Below are 24,436 nucleotides of genomic sequence, written 5' to 3'. Positions count from 1 at the left end.
CACGCTACGAGACTAAAACCAAATAGGGCAAATGCCTTTTGCCTCTACCTATTCAACGGTAGTGTAACTGTAAACGTTGTTCCTACCCCAACTTCACTATGAACTGTAATATTACCGCCATGTGTCTCAACACACTTCTTAACAATTGCTAAACCCAAGCCCGTACCAGGAATTCTGCCAACGTTTGTGGCACGATGAAAAGGTTGAAATATTCGGTGCTGATCTTCTTCGGGAATTCCATAACCCTCGTCTTGAATGCGGAAAATTATCGTTTTCTCTTGCCCGATTAGATCAAACCGGACTGTGCTATTTGGTGGTGAATACTTAATGGCATTGCTCAGTAAATTAGTCAAAATATGCTGCAGCAAACTTTCATCACACATGACTTCACCAATCTCACCGAAACTGGAGAAAATAATAGTAGGACGTTCCTCGCAAAGACTCAGCTGCATTTCTTGAACGATTTGATGACAGAAAAGTTCTAAATCGGCGGCGATCAGTTCACACTCAAGCTTTCCAGTATCAGCTTTACCTATGAACATCACTTCATCCAATAGCTGTGCGACGTTTTTGATTGCCGATCGCATCAACTGGAAATGAGAAAGTTTTTTCTCTTTGGGGAGTTTGTCGTCACTACTTTGTAGCAATCCCGCAACAAGCAGGATAGTATTTAAAGGGTTACGAATATCATGAGACAACATTGAAACAAACTCAGATTTACTCTGGCTAAGTTCTTGAACTTTTACCAGTTCATCTGTTCGTTCTTGAACTCTCATTTCTAATGTGTGATTAACTGCACGCAATTTTTCCAACGCCTGCTTGCGCTCTATCGCATGACGTAGAGAGCGAATCAGCACTTCTGGTTTTACCAGTCGTTTAACTAGATAATCTTGAGCGCCGGATCGCACCGCTTCAAGAGCTAGCTCATCATCATTAGTATTTGTCAGTACGACAATTGGTAAATTAGGTGCATACCGGATCAAAGCTGCAAGAGATGCCAATCCTTGACTGTCTGGTAATGTCAGATCTAGCAAAACCACATCATAAGTGTTGTGACTAATTTCTTGAAGGGCTTCTGCTAGACGCTTGACATGAACCAAATGAAAATCATTTGTCTTGGCTGGTATGAGAAACTCTTGTAACAACCTTGCTTCCGCAAGATTATCCTCAATCAATAAGATTTTTACTGTACAGATCACAGCCATATGAGAGTCTACCCCCACTCCCCATTTCCTTTATTGTGATGGTAAAGTGACTGTTCCCAACCAAAAATCTTCAATTCCCTTGACTATTTTAAATAGTTGGCTGAGGTTCCGCGATTTAGTGATGTAGCAGTTCACATGCAAATCATAGCTGTGAAAAATATCATCCTCATTATGAGAGGTTGTCAACACAACCACTGGAATGCGTTTTAGTTTAGGATCAGCTTTAATTTCTGCCAGCACTTCCCGACCATCTTTCTTAGGTAGATTCAAATCTAGTAAGATCAGGTCGGGACGTAGTGCATTAGCATATTGTCCTTCTTGGCGTAAATAAGCCATAGCATCCATCCCATCCCTAACCGTCACAACTTCGTGCGGAACAGAGCTATTTTTCAACGCTTCTTGGATGAGACGGATATCGGCTTTATTATCTTCCACCAAAAAGATTGTTTTGTGCTTTTCGTCCATTTCTGCGCTCAAGATCACGTCCTCCAAATGGAATCGTAAAGTAGAAGGTTGCGCCTTCACCTAGCTGTGATTCTACCCAAATCCTTCCTCTGTGAGACTCGACAATTTTTTTACAAATAGCTAAACCCATTCCAGTACCAGCGTACTCATCTCGTGTATGGAGACGCTGGAAGATTACGAAGATGCGATCGCTAAATTGTGGATCAAGTCCAATACCATTATCCCGCACAGAAAATAGCCACTCATCCTCTAAGCTTAAAGCACCCAAATGAATCACTGGTGGTTTATCGCTGCGGAACTTAATAGCATTACCGATAAGATTCTGAAACAACTGCATCAGCTGGGTGCTATCAGCCATAATATTTGGTAACTTATCATGAGTGATTGTAGCCCCTGTTTCAGAAATACGTTTCCGTAAATTTGTTAAGGCTCGTTCTAAAGCCACTTCTACTTCCGTTGGCTGAAACGCGATCGCTTGTTTATCCACCTTAGAGTAAGCCAGCACATCGTCAATCAGCGTTTGCATCAAGCTAACTCCCTCCACAGCAAAAGTGATAAACTCCTTAGCGTCCTCGTCAAGTTCTTCTCCGTAGCGCATTTCCAACAACTGAACGTAATTTGCTACTTGATTGAGGGGTTCTTGTAAGTCGTGGGAAGCAACATACGCAAACTTTTTCAGCTCAGCATTAGAACGTTCTAAATCCTCCGCCAATAGAGCAAGTTCATCTGCTTGTCGTAAAACAATATTCACAATTGCCTTGCGTAGTTCCAGAGCAGCTTTAATTTCCCCTGCTTTCCAAGATAAGGAGGTTAAACGAACCGTTTCTTTCCACAATTCAAATGATTTACGTGGACACAGGCGCATACTCCCTTCAGCATCATTAAGTTCAAACGCCTTATTAGGATCACCACCCCAATTAACTGTTTGAATCACTTCTGGTCTAAACCACAGTACATAATTGCGCTTAGAAATAGGAATAGCCAGCATTCCACTAGCAACGTTTTTAAAGCTTTCCGCTTCTGGGAAAATTCGTGGGAGAGAATCTGTGTAGAAGATTTCTTGTTCAACGTTATTCTTTAACCATTGCACCAACAAATTCAAATCTTCTTCTTTAGGAGTCTCACCAATCAATGTGTAATTTCCACCAAAACACACTGCTGCTCCTTGAGCATTCGTTAAGTCTAGAAGATTTGGTTTGTGTTTTACCAACCCGTCAATAAAGTTTTCTTCTTGGGACATATATTCAATCAAAGCTGACTGAATATATGTGAGTCTCATCCGATGATCGTAATCTTCAGTTTCTTCTCTAGCCGAAATTTCTGAAAATATCACTCGTCCCAAGAATTCGCAAGCTTTGCGTAACTCATAAGAAACATATTTAGGTGCTTGATGATGACAGGCTATAAGACCCCAGAGTTTTCCTGCTTTCATCAAAGAAATAGTCAAAGAAGCACCCACACCCATGTTATGTAAATACTCTATATGACAACGGGCAGCACTTCTGAGAATTGAGTTAGTTAAATCAATCGGTTGCTGAGTAACTGGATTATTTACTGGGAAAATTTCTACAGGTTCTGCATGGGTATCTGGAATTAATCTAATCCAATTAGAAGCAAATAACTTTCTTGCTGGTTTGGGAATGTCTGATTCTGGATAATGGAGACCTAAATATGGTTCCATATTTTCCAACTTTTCTTCAGCAATCACAGAGCCATGCCCATCATCATCAAATTTATACAGCATCACCCTGTCAAACCCTGTTACCTTCCTGACCTCTTGAACAATGATTTGGCAGAAATCTTGCAAATTTGCTGTTTCTTCAAGCTGATTAATAGAAGCTCTTGCTAGATGATAAAAGCTTAAGAACGGAATATTTTCTTGAGAAATTGCAGGCTCTAATTCTAGAATCAAAGTTCCTTCTATACTGCGGTGAAATATTCCATCAAACACCACATAATCATCGCCTTTTTTTCTTATCCAGATTTTAGCAGGGTTGATGAAATCGAGACTTTCCTCTAATAGTCCTGCCTTAATTCTGTCTACTTGGAATGGGTCTAGCAAATCCTCAAGTTTTTTTTGCAACACTTCTTCAGGAGAGATTCCAAGAAGCGAATACACATTCTTGCTAGCTTGCAATATTTGTAGATCTGGTTCTTGAAGAACTAAGAGTATACCGTGAGTTTGAATGTGACTAGAAAGATGAATTGGAGCTTCTTTCAAGTTAGTCACATTCACATCAGAAAAATCTACATCAGTATACATTACTGTTCCTCCTGTTTGCTCTAGGCTCATTAAAACCAGTCCTCCGGCTGTAGCGAATAACCTTCTCGTCCAAAGGAGTTCTCGCCTAGATTGACAGGAACGGAAAAAATGATTTCTTGGCTACCATTCTTGACAGTCTAACAAGCCCATAAGGGTATAGTTCATAAGAAATATTAAAAAGCAGTGATTGTTTACACCATCGTGAATGTCGCTTTGTAAATTTAGTTTACGGATTCTGTTTAAATTTGAGAAAGTCTTAAAACCTTTGATGACAAAATTTAGTTAGTAAATACTAGAGCCAAAAGGCAATGGTATAGATAAGAGAAAATAAAAGTAGAAACAATGCCCACAATTAAAAGAGGAACAATATTATCTGGTAATTGGTGGTTTTAACATTCCTTAGAATGAGCGATCGCATAGGGATCACCCGAATTTTGTAAAAAAGACGGTAGTGGGAGCATCTTGCTCCCTACTTTGATTTCGGTTTGATGAAAAACATAGGTTAGTGCGATCGCCCGGAAGAGTAAGCCAAGGGTGATCATCTCCATCGAAGTGGTGTAGGGTGGGCAGTGAGGAACGTATCTTGCTGACTACATAAAAGTTCTGGTAACACTGCCCACCCTACGTGTCTAGCTAAAATTGTTCCTTGCTGGAAAACGCTACACAATCGTGAGACGTCATACAGACAAAAATTAAATTGTAGGGGCGAACGGCGGAGAGCCTCTAAGAATAGGGAACGACCATTATCCCTTATTATTATAGATATGTATAGTGCATAAATTCTTGTTTTACGAAGCCTCTACGTACTCGCACAAAGTAGTTGGTTCAGGGATAGGTAACCCTTCTTCTCGCAACCCGTCCAAATGAAAAGCAATTGCTTCTTTTATTTGCTGATTAACTTCTTGAAGATTTGTCCCAGTAGCTACACATCCAGGTAAATCTGGTACATAAGCTGAATAGTTGTTTACTGCTTTTTCAATCACAATTGCATAACGCATTAATTTTCCTCTTCTTTATAATTGCGCCTGTTTCAAAATGCTATTTAAAGTTCCTGGTGCTAAATCATCAGATAATTTTCCTGGAACTGTTACCAAACCTGATTTTGTAGTGTGTTTATACTGACGATGACTCCCCCTAGTTCTTGCAATATACCAACCATCTGCCTCTATTAGTTTAATGACTTCACGAACTTTCATCTATACTGTATTGAGAAAATTGCTGTAATAAATCCTCACGAGATAATTGTAATACCACGGGAGTATACGCTCCTCTGGCTTCTCGTTAGCGCAGCGAGCCCGCAGGGATAGAGTATGGCATTCGCCCTTACAATGAACGGAGAGCAGCGCGGTCTTGAGGAGCCAGTTCTGCAGGAGGGTCTCCCTCCGTAGGAATCTGGCGTTGGTTTCCCTCATAAAGCGACTGCGAAACCCGAAGGGGAACACCCTCATTTGTGGAAAAATCTTGGCTCTTCGGTACCTGTTATACTAAAAACCTCTGCAAATAAGTTTGAAATCCTTATTGGGAAACAATAACAGACGTTATACCTACCGTTTAAGCTTCGGTGCTGAAATTGAGTCTGTGATCACCTGTAAACCTTAATTTGCAAGCAAAATTTCCAGTTTTAATTAAAATTTCAGCATAACACCTACCGAAGAACCGAATTGTATTTTCAGTGATTCGCTTTTGATGAAAAACATAGATTGGCGCGATCGCCCGGAAGGTTAAGCCAAGGGCAATCAGATCCATCGAAGTGCGCTTTGCGCGATCGCCAACGTGTTCTCAAGGAAACTAGCGCTATAAGAAGCTTGATAGCAAAAATCAAGCTATGATATTCAATCAGTAAAAAGCTTACAGAATCTCTATTTCTTTCGTTCTAATGACTCCTTTCTTGCCCTTTGTTGTTGCAAAAACAGAAACCGCAACCGTTGGAGCTAAATCTTGTGCGTAAAATCAGAATACATTCAATGTAATATTTTTGTAGATAAATAAATATTGACTAACCACAGATTTATTCTGGTGGTGAGATCGCTGTAACAAAAAATTGGTACTTGAGGTAAATAAATGAAGAGAAGTGAAATTTTTCACTGGATTTTTGGGTGCTTTTTATTAAAGTTACCGCGTTACAGTTTAACTTTATTCCTGGGTGTAGTTTTGTTGTTGGATCTGGCAGGTGCAACACCTCCAACGAGAGGTTTGGAGATACGACAAAAAGCAGGAACAACACAACAAGGTGAAGATAGTGCTGCTGCACAACAAGCCTTCCAAGAAGGAGATCAACTTTATCAGCAAGGGACAGCAGAATCGTTACGGAAGGCGATCGTCAAATGGCTTGAGGCGCTACAACTATTCGAGCGATTGAACGACAAGGCAAATCAAGCTCTTACCCTTAACTCTATTGGCTTAGTCTACTCGGATTTAGGAGACTTGCAGAAGGCACTTACCTACCACAATCAGGCTTTACCCCTATACGTTGCTGTCGGCGACAAGCCGGGTGAAGCTATGACACTAAACAATATTGGCTTAAGCTACTATTATTTAGGAGACTTGCAGAAAGCACTTACCTACCTCAATCAGGCTTTACCACTAAGACGTGCTGTTGGTGACCACTGGGGTGAAGCTAAGACACTAAACAATATTGGCTTAGTCTACTCGCATTTAGGAGAAAAGCAGAAGGCACTTACCTACTTCAATCGGGCTTTACCCCTATACGTTGCTGTCGGTGACCAGTCGGGTGAAGCTACAACACTTAACAACATTGGCGGTATCTACTCGGATTTAGGAGACTTGCAGAAGGCACTTACCTACTTCAATCGGGCTCTACCACTAACCCGTGCTGTTGACAATAAGAGGGGAAAAGCTATGACACTAAGCAATATTGGCTTAGTTTACTCAGATTTAGGAGAAAAGCAAAAAGCACTTACCTACTACAATCAAGCTTTACGCCTAACACGCGCTGTAGGCGACAAGTTGGGTGAAGCTACGACCCTTAACAATATTGGCTCAGTCTACTCGGATTTAGGAGAAAAGCAGAAGGGACTTACCTACTACAATCACGCTTTACCTCTAATCCGTGCTGTCAGGGACAAGTCTGGTGAAGCTAGGACACTAAACAATATTGGCGGTATCTACTCGGATTTAGGAGAAAAGCAGAAGGCACTTACCTACTACAATCAAGCTTTACGTCTAAGCCGCGCTGTCGGCGACAAGTCGGGTGAAGCTAGGACACTAAACAATATTGGCGGTGTCTACTCGGATTTAGGAGAAAAGCAGAAGGGACTTACCTACTACAATCAAGCTTTACGTCTAAGACGCGCTGTCGGCGACAAGTCGGGTGAAGCTACGACCCTTGACAATCTCGGCGGTGTCTACTTGCATTTAGGAGACTGGCAGAAGGCACTTACCTACTTAAATCAGGCTTTACCTCTAAGACGCGCTGTCAGCGACAAGTCGGGTGAAGCTACAACACTTAACAATATTGGCTTAGTCTACTCGGATGTAGGAGACTGGCAAGAGGCACTTACCCACTTCAATCAGGCTTTACCAATATCCCGTGCTGTGGGCTACAAGTCGGGTGAAGCTGCAACACTTAACAATATTGGCACTGTCTACTTGTATTTAGGAGAAAAGCAGAAAGCACTTACCTACTTAAATCAGGCTTTACCCTTATCCCGTGCTGTCGGAGACAAGTCGGGTGAAGCTACAACACTTAACAACATTGGCGGTGTCTACTCGGATTTAGGAAACAACCAGAAAGCGCTTACCTACTTAAATCAGATTTTACCACTAAGACGTGCTGTTGGCGATAAGTGGGGTGAAGCTACAACACTTAACAATATTGGCGGTATCTACTCAAATTTAGGAAACAACCAAAAGGCACTTACCTACTTAAATCAGGCTTTACCCTTATCCCGTGCTATTGGCGACAAATTTGGTGAAGCGAGGACTCTTGGTAATCTAGCTGAACTAAAACGCAATCAAGGCAACTTAGAACAATCCCTAAAACAAATCAAAGCATCTATAAAAATTATCGAGGAATTACGTACAAAAGTTGTTAACAAAGACCTACAAAGTTCCTACTTTGCCTCAGTGCAACGTTATTACAAATTATATATTGACATATTGATGCAACTGCATAAAAAACAGCCATCAGGTGGGTATGATGCTCTTGCACTACAAATCAGCGAACGCTCCCGCGCCCGTGGCTTACTAGAATTGTTAATTGAAGCTCATGCTGATATTCGTAAAGGTGTTGATCCTAAGCTCTTAGCTACTGAACGGCAGTTGCAGCAGAATATTGACAGTACAGCACAACAACTACAAGAACTATCCAGCAAACCAAACACCGACGACACAATAGCAAAACTTAAACTTGAAATTGAAAATCTTCTCTCTCAACAGTCGGAGTTACAAACAAAAATTCGGCTTAGTAGCCCTAAATACGCGGCAATCAAGTACCCGCAACCACTGAACTTAGAGCAGATTCAGCAACAACTTGATTCTGATACACTCTTGTTGGAATATTCTTTAGGTAAAAAACACAGTTATCTTTGGGCTGTAACTCCCAATTCTATTGATACCTACCAACTTCCAGACAAAAAACAAATCGAAAATGCTGCTCTTGAGTTTGGAAACAACTTACAACTATCTTATGATTCTCTGGTTGGAAACAAACTCAGTCAAATCATCCTTACACCTGTAGCTAGCAAGCTAGGAAAAAAACGCTTAGTGATTGTTGCTGATGGTGCATTGCAAACTATTCCCTTTGCCGCATTATCTGACATCACTGCTCATAATAAAGCATCCGCAAACGTTAAGTACCAACCGTTGATAGTTAACCATGAGATTGTCAATTTACCATCCGTCACAACCATTGCTACTCAAAGAAAAGAACTTATGGGGCGTAAAAGCGCTCCTAAAACTTTAGCCATCCTCGCTGACCCAGTCTTTGATGCAAATGATACACGAGTCACAGGTAAACCAGAGCCACATCCTGTTCCCAACTTGGAGATTCCTGCTCAAATACAGCAAGCTGAGATCAAGCAAGCAGCAAGAAGTTTCAATCGCGAAGGGTTGGGAAGGCTTGAAGGGACACGCAAGGAAGCCAACGCAATTTTAAAACTCGTCAACGAAATACAAAGTTCACAAGCGTTTAATTTCGATGCTAACTACAATTGGGCAACCAGCAAAGAACTATCACAGTATCGCTTCCTACATTTTGCCACCCACGGTATTGCTCACCCAGAACAACCAAAATTATCAGGAATTGTTCTCTCACTTTTTAATCAAAAAGGCTCGCCAACACCTCAAGGTTACCTGTGGCTTGGTGATATCTTTAATCTGGACTATCCTGCTGACCTAGTAGTACTCAGTGCTTGTGAAACAGGAGTCGGAAAGAATGTCGAAGGTGAAGGATTAGTAGGATTGACAAGAGGCTTGATGTATGCAGGTTCCGAAAGAGTGGCTGTATCTCTGTGGAAAGTTGACGACGAAGCAACAGCACTGTTGATGCAGGAATTCTACAAACAGATGCTACAGCTTCATAAATCCCCTAGTGTTGCTTTACGAGAAGCACAACTTAAGCTATTGCGTGATCGCAAATGGAATAAGCCTTTATATTGGGCTGCTTTTACTTTGCAAGGTGAATGGCGATAAATAATTCTTGGTTCGTAGTTGCACTTTAGTGTACTCAAGCACAACTACAAACAACGAGGACAATTGCGGAACCTATATATATTTTAAGATAAATGCTAAGACAACCAATTGACCTATGAAATTGTTACACTTACCTAAAAGTTTACCATTAGATGGTGCTGTCCGCATTGAGCTAGTAGAAGGAGTGCCTATATTTCGAGCTTCTAGCTTAGTACAGGGACGAATTGAAGCATTATTGATTAAGCAGAAAGAATCTGCACTTACTTCCGAGGAAGAAAAAGAATTAGATGAATATGAGGAATTAGACGATTATCTGAGTTTTGTGAATCGGATGATCAGAAATTCATCGCTAACTCAAAACCAGAGTGAGTTATAGGGAATTAGAAATTTGTCTGCAAATCGTTACAAAGCGTGAAGCTACTCAAAATCAAGTACGTCAACGAGCCAAGTTTCTGTGTGAATATTGTCACGCATCCGAACAATGGCAATATGTTTCCTTTACTGTAGACCATGTAATTCCTCTTTCCAAAGGTGGTGCTAATTCAATTGATAATTTAGCCTTGGCTTGTTTTCATTGCAATCGCCAAAAATCAAATAAACTTAAAGCCTTTGATGAACAGTTGTTATCAGAAGTACCTTTATTTAATCCTCGCACTGATAGTTGGCAAGAACACTTTATTTGGTCAACAGATACGCTTTTGATTATCGGTTTGACACCAACAGGACGCACCACAGTTACAGAATTAGCATTCAACCGACCTAGAATAATTAATATTCGTGCTGCTGATAGAGAAATTGGTCGGCATCCACCACCAGATGATCCAGTAAAAAGGAATTGATGGCCAAGCCCCGTAGGGGTTCAGATCTGAAGAAGCCGGGGAAGAAATCAAATGGCTTAAGGCTTTGTTTGAAATTGATAATAATATTATAGTTCCAAATGCTAACCTGTACAATACAAAAACTAGCGATCGCGTAGGCGCAAGGTGCTAGACTTTATTCTTTATCCTTACTCAGCGCAGCGATCTAATAAGCCCAAAACGTGTGTATTGATTTTAACGGCTTGAGATGATGGTGCATATTTGTCGAACTTCTACAACAACATCCCAGCTTCTTTGTAGTGTTCCAACTACAGATAACAACTTTTCGAGATGGAAAAGGGAAAACCTACTGATAAATGAACAATATTCAGTTTTCAGGTAATTCGGGTTTGATGAAAAACATAGATTGGCGCGATCACCCAGAAGGGTAAGCTGAGGGCGATCAGCTCCATCGAAGTGTGCTCTGCGTGATCGCCAATCTCAAGTGAATGGAACTAGCGAGTCCAAAGAGCCAATTGCACAAATAAAGCTATCATCTAAAATCAGTAAAAAGCTTGCAGCATCTCTATTTCTTTCGTTTTTAAAATTACCTTATTGCGTTTTGTTGTTGCAAAAACAGAAACCGCAACCGTTACAGCTAAATCTTGTGCGTAAAATCAGGATACATTCAAGGTAATATTTTTGTAGACAAGTAAATATTGACTAACCACAGATTTATTCTGGTGGTGATATCGCTGTAACTAAAAATTGGTACTTGAGGTAAATAAATGAAGAGGAGTGAAATTTTTCACTGGATTTTTGGGTGCTTTTTATTAAAGTTACCGCGTTACAGTTTAACTTTATTGCTGGGTGTGGTTTTGTTGTTGGATTTGGCAGGTGCAACACCTCCAACGAGAGGTTTGGAGATAGGACAAAAAGCAGGAACAACACAACAAGGTGGAGATAGTGCTACTGCAGAACAAACCTTCCAAGAAGGACTTCAATTTTATAAGCAAGGGACACCAGAATCGTTGCGGAAGGCGATCGTCAAGTGGCTTGAGGCGCTACAACTATTCGAGCGATTGAATGACAAGGCAAATCAAGCTCTTACTCTTACAGGTATTGGCAAAGTCTACTCAAATTTAGGAGACTTGCAGAAGGCACTTACCTACTACAATCAGGCTTTACCACTATTCCATGCTCTTGGTGACAAGTCGGGTGAAGCTAGGACCCTTAACAATATTGGCTCAGTCTACTCGGATTCAGGGGACTTACAGAAGGCACTTACCTACTACAATCAGGCTTTACCACTATTCCGTGCTGTGGGGAACAAGTCGGGTGAAGGCACTACCCTGAACAATATTGGCTTAGTCTACTCGAATTTAGGAGACAACCAGAAGGCACTTACCTACTACAATCAGGCTTTACCTCTAATCCGTGCTGCGGGCGACAAGTCGGATGAAGCTACTACCCTTAACAACATTGGCGGTGTCCACTCGGATTTAGGAGACTTGCAGAAGGCACTTACGTACTACAATCAGGCTTTACCTCTAAGACGTGCTGTTGGGGACAAGTCGGGTGAAGCTGCAACACTAAACAATATTGGCAGTGTCTACTCTAATTTAGGAGACAACCAGAAGGCACTTACCCACTATAATCAGGCTTTACCTCTATTCCGTGCTGTGGGCAACAAGTCGGGTGAAGCTGCAACACTAAACAATATTGGCAGAGTCTACGCTGATTTAGGAGACTTGCAGAAGGCACTTACCTACTACAATCAGGCTTTAGCTCTATTCCGTACTGTGGGCAACAAGTCGGGTGAAGCCACTACCCTGAACAATATCGGCGCGGTCTACTTGAATTTAGGAGACTTGCAGAAGGCACTTACCTACTACAACCAGGTTTTAGCTCTAATCCGTACTGTGGGGGACAAGTCGGGTGAAGCTACTACCCTTAACAACATTGGCAGAGTCTACTCGGATTTAGGAGAAAAGCAGAAGGCACTTACCTACTACAACCAGGTTTTAGCTCTAATCCGTGCTGTGGGCGACAACTCGCGTGAAGCTGGGACACTAAACAATATTGGCAAAGTGTACTCGGATTTAGGAGAAAAGCAGAAGGCACTTACCTACTACAATCAGGCTTTACCACTATTCCGTGCGGTCGGCAACAAGTCGGGTGAAGCTACTACCCTGAACAATATTGGCGCGGTCTACTCGAATTTAGGAGACACCCAGAAGGCACTTACCTACTACAATCAGGCTTTACCTCTATACCGTGCTGTGGGCGACAAGTCTGGCGAAGCCACTACCTTGAACAATATCGGCACGGTCTACAATGATTTAGGAGAAAAGCAGAAGGCACTTACGTACTTAAATCAGGTGTTACCTCTATACCGTGCTGCCGGCGATAAGTCGGGTGAAGCTACTACCCTGAACAATATTGGCAGAGTCTACGCGGATTTAGGAGACTTGCAGAAGGCACTTACCTACTACAATCAGGCTTTACCTTTAAGACGCGCTGTGGGGGACAAGTCGGGTGAAGCTACTACCCTCGGTAATATAGCTCTTCTAGAACGAAATCAAGGCGACTTAGAACGATCCCTAAAACAAATCAAAGCAGCTATACAAATTAGCGAAGAATTACGCACGAAAGTTGTTAACAAAGACCTACAAAGTTCCTACTTCGCTTCAGCACAACGTTATTACAAATTCTACATTGATCTGCTGATGCAACTGCATAAAAAATACCCGTTAAGCGGGTATGATGCTCTTGCACTACAAATCAGCGAACGCTCCCGTGCCCGTGGCTTAATAGAATTGTTAACTGAAGCTCATGCTGATATTCGTAAAGGTGTTGACCCGAAACTTTTAGCTATTGAACAGCAGTTGCAGCAGAAAATCGATAGTACAACAAGACAACTACAAGAACTATCCAGCAAACCAAACACCGAAGCTGCAATAGCAAAGCTTAAACTTGAACTTGAAAACTTGCTAAGTCAACAACAAGAGTTACAAACAAAAATTCGGCTTACTAGCCCTAAATACGCAGCAATCAAGTACCCACAAGCTCTGAATTTAGAGCAGATTCAGCAACAACTGGATTCTGATACACTCTTGTTGGAATATTCTTTAGGTAAAGAACACAGTTATCTTTGGGCTGTAACTCCCAATTCTATTGATACCTACCAACTTCCAGATAAAAAACAAATCGAAACCGCAGCAGAGAATTTTAGACAAAACATAAAACTACCCTATAGTTCCCCAGATCTTAACAAACTCAGTCAAATTATCCTTGCACCTGTAGCTAGCAAGTTGGGAAAAAAACGCTTAGTGATTGTTGCTGATGGTGCATTGCAAACTATTCCCTTTGCCGCATTATCTGACATCACTACTAATAATAAAGCATCCGGAAACATTCAGTACCAACCGTTGATAGTTAACCATCAAATCGTCAATTTACCATCCCTCACCACTATTGCTACCCAACGAAAAGAACTTATGGGACGCAAAAGCGCTCCTAAAACTTTAGCTATCCTCGCTGACCCAGTATTTGAGGCAAATGATACACGAATTACAGGTAAACCTGAGCCACCTCCTGTTTCCAACTTAGTTATTCCTGCTGAAATACAGCAAGCTGAGATCAAACGTGCAGCAAGAAGTTTCGGTTTGGGAAGACTTGAAGGTACGCGCAAGGAAGCCAACGCGATTTTAAAACTCGTCAATCAAACAGATAACTTACAAGCGTTTGATTTCGATGCTAACTACAATTGGGCAACCAGCAAACAACTATCACAGTATCGCTTCTTACATTTTGCCACTCACGGTTTTGCTGACCCAGAACACCCAGAATTATCAAGAATTGTTCTCTCACTTTTTGATCAAAAAGGCTCGCCAACTCCTCGAGGTTACCTGCAGCTTGGTGATATCTTTAATCTGGACTATCCTGCTGACCTAGTTGTACTCAGTGCTTGTGACACAGGAATCGGAAAGAATGTCGAAGGCGAAGGATTAATAGGATTGACAAGAGGCTTGATGTATGCAGGTTCCCAAAGAGTGGCAGTATCTCTGTGGAAAGTGAACGATGACGCAACAGCAAAGTTGATGCAGGAGTTTTACTTTCAAATGCTACAGCTTCATCAATCCCCTAGTGTTGCTTTACGAGAAGCACAACTCAAGCTATTGCGTGATCCTAACTTGAACAAGCCCTTATATTGGGCTGCTTTTACTTTGCAAGGTGAATGGAGATGAACAATTCTTGGTTCGTAGTTGCACTAAGAGTGCACTCTTAATGCAACTACAAACCTTTCCATTTTATTGGAAAATTCCAGTAGATAAAGTCAACAATTTCAAATATTAATTGAGGAGTAACTTTCAATGACTAAACAACATTTTGCATTATTTGTCTCAGGAATTCTGAGCGTTGTTACCTTGGGTCATTGGTCATCAATACAAGCAAAAGCTCAGACACAAAACCAAGAATTGACTCCACCAAAGTTTACTAGCTTTCAAAATGTAGGTCAATTAAAACTACCTGGTAATGGCAAACCTTACATCCCCGACTCACTTGGTCGTTCTGCAAAACCTAACGTTGGTGGTACACGCGGAATCCCTGGCGAAATAGATCACCGTATTCCTATGTTGAGCAGGAAATATCCTTGGTCTACAATTGGTCGTGTCCAAGGAACTACTGCGGATGCTAAAAGTTATCATTGTACAGGAGCGTTAATTGCAGAAAATTTGGTTTTAACTAATGCCCACTGCGTCATTGATCCCGATACTAGTAAATTAAGCAAACAAATTCTCTTCTTACCAAACGTTATCGATAGAGAAGTACAAGATGTTCAAGATATAGCATCTGTAGAAGAAGTTATTTATGGTACAGATTTCAAAAATAGCAAGTCAATTAGTCCAAATGACTGGGCTGTTATGAAAATCAATAAACCCCTTGGTCGTAAATATGGCTATTTAGGAACAAAGCCTCTACCCTCTTCAGTTTTGATTCGTAACCAGAAAAAATACTTCTTCGTGGGCTATTCCGGAGATTTTCCTACTCCTAAATATCAGCAATATTTTAATGCTGGGCCTGGATGGACTGCAAGTTTCCAAAAAGGTTGTAGCATTGTCAACGAGGCTCAGAATTTCCTTTTACATGACTGCGATACTGCTGGTGGTTCTTCTGGAGGACCCATCATCGCTATGATTAATGATGACCCGTACATCGTTGCTCTCAACGAAGGTGAAATTAAAGATTTGCAGGCTAATAAAGACTTAATTAATGTAGCTGTCAAACTCGATTTCTTGAAGTAGGTAGATGTCCCACAGCTGTCATGATGCTGAAGCTGTGGGGTTCTGAATCTATAGCGCGATCAGCTTTGCTGCTGGGCTTTGCGCGATCGCCCCGAAGACAGCACCAAGGGCGATCGCACTAAATTGTCACTCATTGGGATCCTTACGCCTTCCAACCTGCGGCTATTGATAATAATATGGTGGTTCCAAATGCTAACCTGTACCATACAAAAACTAAAGTATTTTTAGTTCGTAAATACTGGATTAAAAATGCAATGGATAGGTAAGAGAAAATAAAGGTAGAAACAATACCCACAATTAAAAGTGGAACAATATTATCTGGTAACTGGTGGTTTTGAAATTCCTTGAATATTTTCAGACTTTTATACAAGGTAGCAATAGTCAAAGTAGGAAAACCCAACAAAAATGAAAACTTTGCCGCCGTGTCTCGTTCTAACCCTAAAAATAAGGCGGTGGTCAATGTTGAACCAGAACGGGAAGCTCCTGGAATTAAAGCTAGGGTTTGTCCCAATCCTACTAAAATACCATCTCGAATTTCCAATGAGTTAAAATTCCGTTTGCGAGAGCCAATTTTTTCTGCTAAACCGAGTAAAAGCGCCATGATAATTGACATAATAGCAATTACTAAAGCACTCTCAGGTATGGCATCTTTAAAAAGAAAGCCAAAAATTAATGCAGGTAATGTCCCAACCGCAATACCGACAATTATTTTCCATTCTTCGCTCTGCCAGTCTTTATTCTGAAGTGCTTTAATTCCACCCTTCAATATATCAAAAATCATCGACCAGAAATATAACACAATAGCTATGACACTACCAAATTGAATAGCATCCACAAAATCTTTAGCGCCTAGTTCCTTCCAACCGAAAACCTTTGTAAAAATCAGCAGATGAGCAGTGCTGCTAATTGGCAAAAACTCAGTAATCCCTTGAATAATACCTAAAACAAAAGCTTGAATATATTCCATGCAGAATTAACACCTTAAAGATTAAACTAGTAATTCACTATACCGTTTTGAACCCGGATTGATAAACATGCTAGCAGTCTCTCAAGGGAGAGCGATCGCTATTCTATCGCATACCGTAAGTGGATTAAGCAATAGTGTGTAACTTTAAACACTATTCTTGACTAAGTAAGTGGCACGAAAAACCACTGTTTAATCAGTTTTAAAAAGCGCGATCGCCATTGAGCCTATTACCACTAGTACTGCTCCTAATATTGCTGTAAAAGTGAAACGTTCTGGTGGAATTAAAGAAGGTGCAATTATTGATATAATATTGACTGCTATTAAAGTAATAATAGGGGCTAATGCTAATACTGCACTTACTCGTGAGGCTTCCCAGTGTTCTAATGATTCTGCAAAAGCCCCGTAAGCAATTAGAGTATTCAAGCCGCAAAAAAGTAACATTCCTAAGTGGAAACTATCCACAGTTATAATTGTTTTTACCTTAGCAAAAGGGGTAAATAACAAAGCACATCCTCCGTAAATAATCAACATGATGCTAGTGGAGGATAAAGATTGTAATAACTGCTTTTGTGCCAAAGCATAAACAGCCCATGTTGCTGCTCCTAGTGTAATCAAACCATTACCGAGAATATAGTTACTACGAGTTGTGATTAAATTTGTGATTTGCTCGTTAAAAAATAAAACATAACCAAAAATTAATACACTGATCCCAATCCATTGATACAGCTGATAACGTTCTTTAAAAATTACCAACCCACCAAAACCGAATAAAAGGGTGGATATTTGAATGCTAACTTCAGCATTAGCGGGTGACGTTAGTGTTAACCCCCACATAAAAAGCAAGTAATTACCCCCCAAGCCTAGAGTAGCGATCGCTAACAACTTCCAAGCAGTGGAAGACATCTGTTCTAGCTTTGGTAATTTCCCACGCATTGCTAAATAGATACCAAGCAATACAAATGATACTAAAAAACGAAACCAAATGACTGTGTAAACATCAAGAGATTGTAGAGTTACTGCCAGAGCAATAGGTAAAATTCCCCACAACAATAGCGTCAACAACGACAACACCAACCCTAAACGCCAGCGACCAGAACTTTGATGTAGTGACATTTAAACCGTTAATTTAAATCTAGGAAAAGCTGAGTATGAGTAGACATACTACGTTTACTTGGCTTTTGTCTAGACTTAGACGCGGCAACGGATACCACATCATTTCCCGTTGGAATCACACCAACCTCAAAAAGCTCCAGTTGTACTGGATTGCCCAACAGTCCATACTTACTCATAGAATGAACAAGCTGACTACTAGGCGTAACCTTTCGCGTCCGGTTAAGACGGGCTGTAAAATATTGATGCCTCCGAGTACCTTTGGCACTACGAGCAACTCTACTCCAATGCGACCAAACGTGCTTCACCTTAGTATCTTCGGTGTAGGCGGACTTGGAAGGAAGTAAATGATGTTTATTTGGTAATCTTTCTGAAAATCTGCGACCTCGACGCGCTATAACAAACGCCGCCGCAGATGATGAATTCATCCCATACATTGACATGAACTTTGTTAAGCCAATTAAACTGCTGTAAGCAGGATTTTCATCAGTATTGGTGACAATTGGTTGTACCTCGGTATAAACAGAGTTAGCCCACCTTTTATTAATATCAAACTTAGCTTGCAGTTCCTTATTGCATTCGAGTTTACCTTTTCCTTTGAGAATTAATTCAAGGCAATAATGACGAGACGAGTCAACTAAATTGGAAAGAGTAAACAACTCGCCCCAATACCAGAAATCTATTTGATCTACATAAGTTTTAGTTGCTCCCACGTCCATTACCTCCTAAAATCTCTGAACTACGCCTTTAATTTGTGCTGCTTCACCAACCGAAACGTATCTATCCATATTTTCCGAGAATAAACTCATGTCTATGAACTTATTCATACATGGTTAAAGAATAAAAATACTGCTTGCATCAATCCGACAACAAACCCTAAAATCCCGCCCAAGGTGACAATTGCTTGTAATTCATTTTTCACAATTCCTTCAATAGCAGCTTCTAAATCAGCAGGTGGGGTTGCATTTACGCGATCAATAATTATCTGATCAATAGCCAAAATGGGAATTGTCTGAGCAACAATAGCTTCTAAATCTTTTTCTAAATAACGATCTAAAATTAAAGCCAATTCTTTACTCACTACGTCTAAAGAAGTACCCAAAACAGACGAATTACTAAGGCGATTAAGAACCAGTACAGAAAGATTGTCCCAGTTAATTGATTCACTTAATCCTTGAAGTACGTCGCTACCTCGTGATTGCACGTATTGACGAACAGTGTCGCGTGTTGTTTTTCTTAGTTGGCGTACTGTCCCTATTGGTAAGTTTTGTAAAGATATTTCAAGTAGAAATTTTTTGATACGATCGCGCACTTCCAAATCTTGAATCAGTTCTTGTAACCGAGCTATGGTAGCTTCTTTTTCATCCAAGCAATAGCTCCGTAATCGGGTTAAAGTATTGCGTAAGCCAAATAAATTTGCCACTACCCAATAAGTACCACTGGTTTTTTCTCGAAACCTTTCATCAATAGTCTGAATTGTGCGATCGCTCAAAAAATCAATTATTGCACGCCGCAGTACATCTGGTGGAATCACAACTTGTACAAGCCAATCTGCAAGGCGTCTTGCTTGTTCTTCACTAAGTTGAAATTCCAGTAATATTTGGTCAAAAATTTGATTGATCTGTGCTTCTAAAAAATCTTCACGCCGTGCCAAAACCTTGAGGAGACGAGGTAACGATTCTCCTAACAAATCCCGTAAAATCGCTGCCAAAACACTAGCAGTTTTTTGCTGTTTATCAGCTTTTACTTGGTCAACAGCCATTTGGAGTAACCAGAGAATACCTGCTTGCACGCGTTCAGTTTGCAAGAGCCGCCGTGCTAGATTTTGCAATTCTTCAGGTGTCAGTAACGATCCCATAATCGTTTCTGAGATATTCTTAGCCAGGCGATCCTGATTACCCGGAATTAATCCAGGGGTAAAGATAAGCTGTCGTCCACCAATGTAAATTGGTCGATAAGGTCGAAATAACATTTTGATGGCTATATCGTTGGTGAAATAGCCAATAATTGCACCCAGAACTGGGGGAGATACATAAAGCCAGAGATTAGACCAATCCATATGAAAGGGAAGCAGAGGGGAGCAGGGGGAGCAGGGGGAGCAGGGGAAGCAGGGGGAGCAGGGGGAGCAGGGGGGAGCAGGGGGAGCAGAGGAGAAAAAAAAGGTAAATCCTACGCACTATTGACTCGTTCCCGCTCAAGATTTCCTAATGTAATTCTTATCCTTCAACCTTGTGTTCTGTGCTCCCTGCTAAGAGCTCCCTGCTAAGAGCTCCCTACTAAGAGCTCCCTACTAAGAGCTCCCTGTTTTACGCTTTTGTGACCACTAGCACTCCCATCATACCGTTCGCGATAGGGTAATGTGTTGCAGTTACAAAGCCAACTTGACGAGCGATCCTAACTTGCTCTGTTCCTATTGGAAAACGATCTAAGCTCGGGCTAATGTAGGCATATTCTTCTTTAAAACCCATTTGCTCAGCAAGTGGAACCACTAGATGATTCATATACCATTGTTGAAGGGCGCGAATTTGTTGATTGCTTGGACGATGAAAATCTAAAATAGCAGCTTTGGCACTTGCTTTGAGAACGCGGTGTATTTCTTTTAAACTTCTAGGAATATCTGTTACATTTCGTAAACCATAGCCCATTGTTACAGCATCGAAATAGTTGTTTTCAAAAGGCAAATCTAGTACATCAGCTTCCACCCAGGTAATGACGGGAGGTAGATACTCGCTTTGAGCGCGGGCAGAAGCAATTTCTAACAGTGCAGTTGAAAAATCTACTCCGTACACTCGTCCCGTTGCTCCGACTCGCCGTGCTAGGCGTAGGGATAAGTCCCCACTACCACAACACAAATCAAGGCTTGTATCTCCGGTTTTTGCTCCGCTCCATTTTATCGTCATTTCCTTCCAAATTCGGTGTTGTCCCAGACTCAACCAATCGTTTAATTGGTCGTAGACTGGAGCAATACTGTCGAAAATGGCACGAATTTCGTTGTTAGTCATTAGTGTAGTCAAGGCTGAATACTATACACTATGTACCATTGATGGGATTTTTGGTTTATAAGATTGTTTGCAAGTGAGCGATATGGCCACCATTTCGGCTGATAATTGAATCACTTTTAGTTCATCTTCTCGTAAGGTGCAGGGTCGTTGCCACTGTAGCGACAGTACAGCTACAACTGCATCTTGATAAATAATTGGAATAATTAAATGTGCTTGAACATCAGAATCCTGGTAGTGACTAGCATTGGCAAATCTTGGGTCATTAGCCACATTCATTGACATTTGCATTTTAAGAGTGCCAAGGGCTTCCTTAAACAAAAGATCTTGTGCTAGCCAATTTACTAGTTTACCTGTACTACTGTAACTACCTTCTATCGAAACTAAGGTATTATCTTCTACTAACTGTAAAATACAATGATCCGCTGCAAAACTTTCTCCAAAAACAGCCGCAGTTGCGTTTAGGGTTTCGTCTAAGCTCCGAGCTTCTTGTGTAAGCTGGACTAGAACAGTTAGCAACGACATTTGGGCATTTACACGCCGCAATTCTTCTGTTCGCTGTTTGAGTAAATCATAGCTTTCGACTGCTCTCTGGACAACAGCCTTAAGCTCGCCAGGATCCCAAGGTTTAGTAATATACTTATAGACTTGTCCAGCATTAATTGCTTCTACTAGATCTTCAATATCAGTAAAACCTGTTAGTATGATTCTTACTGTATCTGGAAATTGGGGTACCGTCTTACTTAGAAACTCTGTTCCCTTCATTTCTGGCATCCGTTGGTCAGAGATGATCACTGCTACCTCTCCTTCAGATGCTAAAACTTCCAAAGCCTTGATACCACTATCTGCTTTGAAAACATTAAAGTCGCGTCGGAAGGTGCGATAAAGTAGATCTAAATTATCTGGCTCATCGTCTACTACCAGAATTTTTTGTTTTTTGGGTCTTTCTATAGTCCTTAACTGACATTTGGTTTTATCAAGTTCCGGAAGTAGATGATCCATAAAATCAATCCTTATAAGTATTATTTCTTTTGTTATATTCCATACAAAACTAAATTGAGAATAGCTTATGCTACTTCTTCACTATACTCTTGAAATATTAATTTATAAGTATTTTAAATTATAAACAGTATATGTTTTTTAAGTGTAATTACGCAAAAAAATACCTGGGCAGTTGTAAGTAATTGTTCAAAAGGCGGCGATGAGGAACAACGCTGGAATCACTCGCTAAGTGAATTCTGTGGAATTTTCCCTCCCAATGGAACGGTATTGCACCTTAAGGGATAAAATAATATCTGCTGTTGGTATTCTTTGTCTTACTGTCAGCAAGCCGAGTCTAAAGACACAGAGTTTCCAAACGTATCAGGAGTTTTAGATGACTGACCAACCACCCAATGCTCAAAATCTTGAAAATGCTATGGATGAGGAAATAGCACAAGATCTCCTGCAAAAACTCAGACAAAAGCAAGGTAATTGGGTAGAATGGGGAGTGGCGATCGCCAAACTGCAAAAAGCAGGTTACAATCCTCAAACGATCTTTGAAGCGACTGGTTTTGAACAGGTTCAACAAAACCAGGTTGTTGTAGGTGCCCAAGTTTATAGTTCTTTAGAAAAAGCTGGTGCATCACAGGCCGTCATATCACACTACGCTACAAGAGGAAGTGATGTATTGTATGAACTGCGCTTACTGACTCAAGAAGAACGCGCAGCGGCGGCTGAATTAACCTTCAATCATAGGCTTGATCTAGACGAGGCAAGGGAAGTTGCCAAAGCAATTAAAGATTTCTCCCGCTTTCGTACTCCCCCCGAAGGTTTTGAAAATCATCCAGGAGATGCTGTAGCTTATCAATGCTGGAAATTAGCCCGCCAAAACTCAGATCTCCAAGCGCGATCGCGCCAAATTGCTAAAGGGTTAAAATTTGCTCACTCCCAAACAGCTAGGACACAAATCGAACGATTATTAACTGATTTTACGGTTGTCCCTAAACGCCCTGCCCCGATTTTACCGTTCTACCGTTTAGAATCAGAAGAAGAATTACCTCGGATTGTCCCAGTTGTTGGTGAGTTACCCTTAACACCACAAGATCTCCAAGCAGTTCCTTTTATAAAAGAAGTAGAACCATTTCGGATGGTTAAGTTTGCAGGAGAACAAGCTTGGGTACCGTTACCAGGTTGGCAAGTGTTATTGAGTGCAGAAGATCCTTTAGTGATTTTGTGCAACAGTGATAGCCTTCCTAACCAAACACGAAATATCTCAGAACCTGTTCTCGTCGTTTTAGATCGTGCTCAAAGGGAATGGGACGCTAACAGTTATTTTGTGGTTGACAACTCCGGTCAAGTAGACTTTCAGTGGCTTGAGACTGTACCAGAAATACCTATACTGGGACGAATTATTTTGGTTCTACGTGCAAAGAAAATTCTTGATGAAGAGTTGACTAAGGATTCTTGGCAAATTGATGAATAATATGTTCCACATTTAGTTTGCGCATTTAGATAACAGGGGGCAAGGGGCATAGGGCATAGGGCATAGGGCATAGGGTTTGAAGCTTTTCCGACTAATAGAACAAAATGCAACTTATATGTGGAAAAGCTTAGCAAGAAGAAAGGGTAGCTGAGGGCTACCTTTTCTTCTGCTTCTCTCCATTATGATCGCTCATCTTTAATAGATCTCTAGCAATTGCTTCCATATTGTAAAAGAATGAGGCAAAGCGTAACATTTCCCCAAGAGGATAGTGATTATTTTCAACTTGTTGTAACGATTCTATTTGTTTGTCTGCTACATAGCAAGCTTGCTCTAACTCAGGCAATTTTATAAAAGATTGTTTATTACTAACAGCTTCAACTAGCTGTCTAAAACTCATAGAAGTCACGTGAGCTAATTGTGTTAATTGAGGAGCTAATCCTAATAACAAAGAATTTTCCTGACTATCTAAAGCAATATTATTCATAGTTGAAATATGTGCCCACAATCTTCTGATAAGAAATTCCCAACTTTCATCTACCCAAAATAACCCTGATTGTTCCCGTTTTGCTTCTGGCCAGAGTTTTTCTTCTTCCCTGAGAGATGAAATAATGCTATTTCTTAGATCATTAATTTCTTTTTCGTGATATTCTCCTGTTATGTAACAGTTAAAGACTATTTGGTAAAGCTTTTCCATATCGATCAGAATTTGAGTTAAGCTTTTTGCTAAGTTTTCTGTTGCTGGTGATGGCCAGAGGTAAGTGTTGATTAGTAAGGCAACTCCAATTCCTAATGCAGTTTCTAAAAATCTACCCCAGGCATATAGCCAAGGCTGATCGCTATGTTCTAAAACCACGATAGCAGTTACATATCCAGCTAGCCTGTAAGCTTCACCTAATTCCCAATAACGACACAAAAAGATAACTAAAGTACTCGCTGCCAATATAGATAACGGGTTACTACCAAATATTGTCTCAAATATAGCGCCTGTAATTATACCAATTATTGTACCTTTGATCCGGCTAATTCCTGCACTCCAAGTACTGCCTCGTGTAGTTCCCATAATAATGATGGGAGCAATCATTGCGTAAATGGGATATCTTAAGTGAAGTTTTTGAGCAATTACAGCAGCTAAGGTGGCTGCCATTCCCATTTTTATGGCATATTTGCTTAGGGTTAAGAGATTTTCTCTACTGACTTTCATCTGC

At 40.8% G+C, this 24,436-nt stretch carries 20 protein-coding genes; 6 read left to right on the top strand and 14 right to left on the bottom strand.

What is annotated here, in order from left to right:
* Positions 1-44 precede the first annotated feature (44 nt).
* The 7 genes from G4P69_RS03920 to G4P69_RS03890 all read right to left on the bottom strand — a co-directional run bounded on the left by G4P69_RS03920 (position 45) and on the right by G4P69_RS03890 (position 5,679).
* Complete coding sequence (locus G4P69_RS03920; RefSeq protein ID WP_208344220.1) at positions 45-1,205, bottom strand: hybrid sensor histidine kinase/response regulator; 1,161 nt, start codon at positions 1,203-1,205, stop codon at positions 45-47.
* A 30-nt stretch (positions 1,206-1,235) separates the two neighbouring features.
* On the bottom strand, positions 1,236-1,682 hold the full coding sequence (locus G4P69_RS03915; protein WP_208344211.1) for a response regulator: 447 nt from the start codon (positions 1,680-1,682) through the stop codon (positions 1,236-1,238).
* A complete protein-coding gene (locus G4P69_RS03910; protein WP_208344219.1) occupies positions 1,630-3,933 on the bottom strand; it encodes a sensor histidine kinase in 2,304 nt (767 codons plus the stop codon). The genes G4P69_RS03915 and G4P69_RS03910 overlap by 53 nt, the downstream gene beginning before the upstream one ends.
* A gap of 389 nt (positions 3,934-4,322) precedes the next feature.
* On the bottom strand, positions 4,323-4,475 hold the full coding sequence (locus G4P69_RS03905; protein WP_208344210.1) for a hypothetical protein: 153 nt from the start codon (positions 4,473-4,475) through the stop codon (positions 4,323-4,325).
* A 246-nt stretch (positions 4,476-4,721) separates the two neighbouring features.
* Positions 4,722-4,931, bottom strand: coding sequence for a type II toxin-antitoxin system HicB family antitoxin (locus G4P69_RS03900; protein ID WP_208344209.1), 210 nt, complete (start codon positions 4,929-4,931; stop codon positions 4,722-4,724).
* Positions 4,932-4,946: 15 nt separating this feature from the next.
* Complete coding sequence (locus G4P69_RS03895; RefSeq protein WP_208344208.1) at positions 4,947-5,129, bottom strand: type II toxin-antitoxin system HicA family toxin; 183 nt, start codon at positions 5,127-5,129, stop codon at positions 4,947-4,949.
* A gap of 355 nt (positions 5,130-5,484) precedes the next feature.
* A complete protein-coding gene (locus G4P69_RS03890) occupies positions 5,485-5,679 on the bottom strand; it encodes a hypothetical protein (RefSeq protein ID WP_208344207.1) in 195 nt (64 codons plus the stop codon).
* A 315-nt stretch (positions 5,680-5,994) separates the two neighbouring features.
* Between G4P69_RS03890 and G4P69_RS03885 the strand changes: the two genes are divergently transcribed.
* The 5 genes from G4P69_RS03885 (at position 5,995) to G4P69_RS03865 (ending at position 15,691) form a co-directional block, all read left to right on the top strand.
* Complete coding sequence (locus G4P69_RS03885) at positions 5,995-9,585, top strand: CHAT domain-containing protein (RefSeq protein ID WP_208348580.1); 3,591 nt, start codon at positions 5,995-5,997, stop codon at positions 9,583-9,585.
* Between the two features lie 115 nt (positions 9,586-9,700).
* Positions 9,701-9,961 (top strand): hypothetical protein, encoded by a 261-nt coding sequence (locus tag G4P69_RS03880; RefSeq protein WP_208345275.1) that lies wholly within the window; start codon positions 9,701-9,703, stop codon positions 9,959-9,961.
* Positions 9,951-10,424: an HNH endonuclease gene (locus tag G4P69_RS03875; protein WP_310834000.1), complete on the top strand. Its 474-nt coding sequence runs from the start codon at positions 9,951-9,953 to the stop codon at positions 10,422-10,424. The genes G4P69_RS03880 and G4P69_RS03875 overlap by 11 nt, the downstream gene beginning before the upstream one ends.
* Before the next feature lie 746 nt (positions 10,425-11,170).
* Entirely contained in the window at positions 11,171-14,632 is a 3,462-nt protein-coding gene (locus G4P69_RS03870) for a CHAT domain-containing tetratricopeptide repeat protein (RefSeq protein ID WP_208348577.1), read from the top strand.
* A gap of 126 nt (positions 14,633-14,758) precedes the next feature.
* Positions 14,759-15,691: a trypsin-like serine peptidase gene (locus tag G4P69_RS03865; RefSeq protein WP_208345096.1), complete on the top strand. Its 933-nt coding sequence runs from the start codon at positions 14,759-14,761 to the stop codon at positions 15,689-15,691.
* Positions 15,692-15,833: 142 nt separating this feature from the next.
* Here G4P69_RS03865 and G4P69_RS03860 read toward each other — a convergent pair whose 3' ends face one another.
* The 6 genes from G4P69_RS03860 to G4P69_RS03835 form a co-directional block, all read right to left on the bottom strand.
* The gene (locus G4P69_RS03860) at positions 15,834-16,658 is read right to left on the bottom strand and encodes an undecaprenyl-diphosphate phosphatase (protein WP_208345097.1); all 825 of its coding nucleotides are present in this window, start codon (positions 16,656-16,658) and stop codon (positions 15,834-15,836) included.
* 189 nt (positions 16,659-16,847) lie between these two features.
* Positions 16,848-17,771: a DMT family transporter gene (locus tag G4P69_RS03855; protein ID WP_208345098.1), complete on the bottom strand. Its 924-nt coding sequence runs from the start codon at positions 17,769-17,771 to the stop codon at positions 16,848-16,850.
* A gap of 8 nt (positions 17,772-17,779) precedes the next feature.
* On the bottom strand, positions 17,780-18,481 hold the full coding sequence (locus G4P69_RS03850) for a hypothetical protein (RefSeq protein ID WP_208345099.1): 702 nt from the start codon (positions 18,479-18,481) through the stop codon (positions 17,780-17,782).
* A 110-nt stretch (positions 18,482-18,591) separates the two neighbouring features.
* A complete protein-coding gene (locus G4P69_RS03845) occupies positions 18,592-19,827 on the bottom strand; it encodes a DUF445 domain-containing protein (RefSeq protein WP_208348569.1) in 1,236 nt (411 codons plus the stop codon).
* A 247-nt stretch (positions 19,828-20,074) separates the two neighbouring features.
* Positions 20,075-20,770: a bifunctional demethylmenaquinone methyltransferase/2-methoxy-6-polyprenyl-1,4-benzoquinol methylase UbiE gene (gene ubiE / locus G4P69_RS03840; RefSeq protein WP_208341652.1), complete on the bottom strand. Its 696-nt coding sequence runs from the start codon at positions 20,768-20,770 to the stop codon at positions 20,075-20,077.
* Between the two features lie 21 nt (positions 20,771-20,791).
* Complete coding sequence (locus tag G4P69_RS03835; RefSeq protein WP_208341653.1) at positions 20,792-21,769, bottom strand: response regulator; 978 nt, start codon at positions 21,767-21,769, stop codon at positions 20,792-20,794.
* 373 nt (positions 21,770-22,142) lie between these two features.
* On the opposite strand from G4P69_RS03835, the gene G4P69_RS03830 reads away from it, so the two are divergent.
* Complete coding sequence (locus G4P69_RS03830; protein WP_208341654.1) at positions 22,143-23,231, top strand: RuBisCO accumulation factor 1; 1,089 nt, start codon at positions 22,143-22,145, stop codon at positions 23,229-23,231.
* A 154-nt stretch (positions 23,232-23,385) separates the two neighbouring features.
* Here the strand turns inward: G4P69_RS03830 and G4P69_RS03825 are convergent, their stop codons facing one another.
* On the bottom strand, positions 23,386-24,432 hold the full coding sequence (locus G4P69_RS03825; RefSeq protein ID WP_208341655.1) for an FUSC family protein: 1,047 nt from the start codon (positions 24,430-24,432) through the stop codon (positions 23,386-23,388).
* Positions 24,433-24,436 lie beyond the last annotated feature (4 nt).

The sequence above is a fragment of the Aetokthonos hydrillicola CCALA 1050 genome (genome assembly GCF_017591665.1).
GTDB lineage: Bacteria > Cyanobacteriota > Cyanobacteriia > Cyanobacteriales > Nostocaceae > Aetokthonos > Aetokthonos hydrillicola.
Note: the sequence above shows the minus strand (reverse complement) of the source record. Positions and strands in the feature narration are given on the sequence as shown.

Excerpts from the sequence above, each read along its gene's own strand:
- G4P69_RS03920 (WP_208344220.1), bottom strand. The coding sequence starts at position 1,205 with ATGGCTGTGATCTGTACAGTAAAAATCTTATTGATTGAGGATAATCTT.
- ubiE (WP_208341652.1), bottom strand. The coding sequence starts at position 20,770 with ATGACTAACAACGAAATTCGTGCCATTTTCGACAGTATTGCTCCAGTC.
- G4P69_RS03895 (WP_208344208.1), bottom strand. The coding sequence starts at position 5,129 with ATGAAAGTTCGTGAAGTCATTAAACTAATAGAGGCAGATGGTTGGTAT.
- G4P69_RS03885 (WP_208348580.1), top strand. The coding sequence starts at position 5,995 with ATGAAGAGAAGTGAAATTTTTCACTGGATTTTTGGGTGCTTTTTATTA.
- G4P69_RS03910 (WP_208344219.1), bottom strand. The coding sequence starts at position 3,933 with ATGTATACTGATGTAGATTTTTCTGATGTGAATGTGACTAACTTGAAA.
- G4P69_RS03845 (WP_208348569.1), bottom strand. The coding sequence starts at position 19,827 with ATGGATTGGTCTAATCTCTGGCTTTATGTATCTCCCCCAGTTCTGGGT.
- G4P69_RS03900 (WP_208344209.1), bottom strand. The coding sequence starts at position 4,931 with ATGCGTTATGCAATTGTGATTGAAAAAGCAGTAAACAACTATTCAGCT.
- G4P69_RS03865 (WP_208345096.1), top strand. The coding sequence starts at position 14,759 with ATGACTAAACAACATTTTGCATTATTTGTCTCAGGAATTCTGAGCGTT.
- G4P69_RS03830 (WP_208341654.1), top strand. The coding sequence starts at position 22,143 with ATGACTGACCAACCACCCAATGCTCAAAATCTTGAAAATGCTATGGAT.
- G4P69_RS03870 (WP_208348577.1), top strand. The coding sequence starts at position 11,171 with ATGAAGAGGAGTGAAATTTTTCACTGGATTTTTGGGTGCTTTTTATTA.
- G4P69_RS03825 (WP_208341655.1), bottom strand. The coding sequence starts at position 24,432 with ATGAAAGTCAGTAGAGAAAATCTCTTAACCCTAAGCAAATATGCCATA.
- G4P69_RS03835 (WP_208341653.1), bottom strand. The coding sequence starts at position 21,769 with ATGGATCATCTACTTCCGGAACTTGATAAAACCAAATGTCAGTTAAGG.
- G4P69_RS03860 (WP_208345097.1), bottom strand. The coding sequence starts at position 16,658 with ATGGAATATATTCAAGCTTTTGTTTTAGGTATTATTCAAGGGATTACT.
- G4P69_RS03855 (WP_208345098.1), bottom strand. The coding sequence starts at position 17,771 with ATGTCACTACATCAAAGTTCTGGTCGCTGGCGTTTAGGGTTGGTGTTG.
- G4P69_RS03890 (WP_208344207.1), bottom strand. The coding sequence starts at position 5,679 with ATGGATCTGATTGCCCTTGGCTTAACCTTCCGGGCGATCGCGCCAATC.
- G4P69_RS03880 (WP_208345275.1), top strand. The coding sequence starts at position 9,701 with ATGAAATTGTTACACTTACCTAAAAGTTTACCATTAGATGGTGCTGTC.
- G4P69_RS03905 (WP_208344210.1), bottom strand. The coding sequence starts at position 4,475 with ATGATCACCCTTGGCTTACTCTTCCGGGCGATCGCACTAACCTATGTT.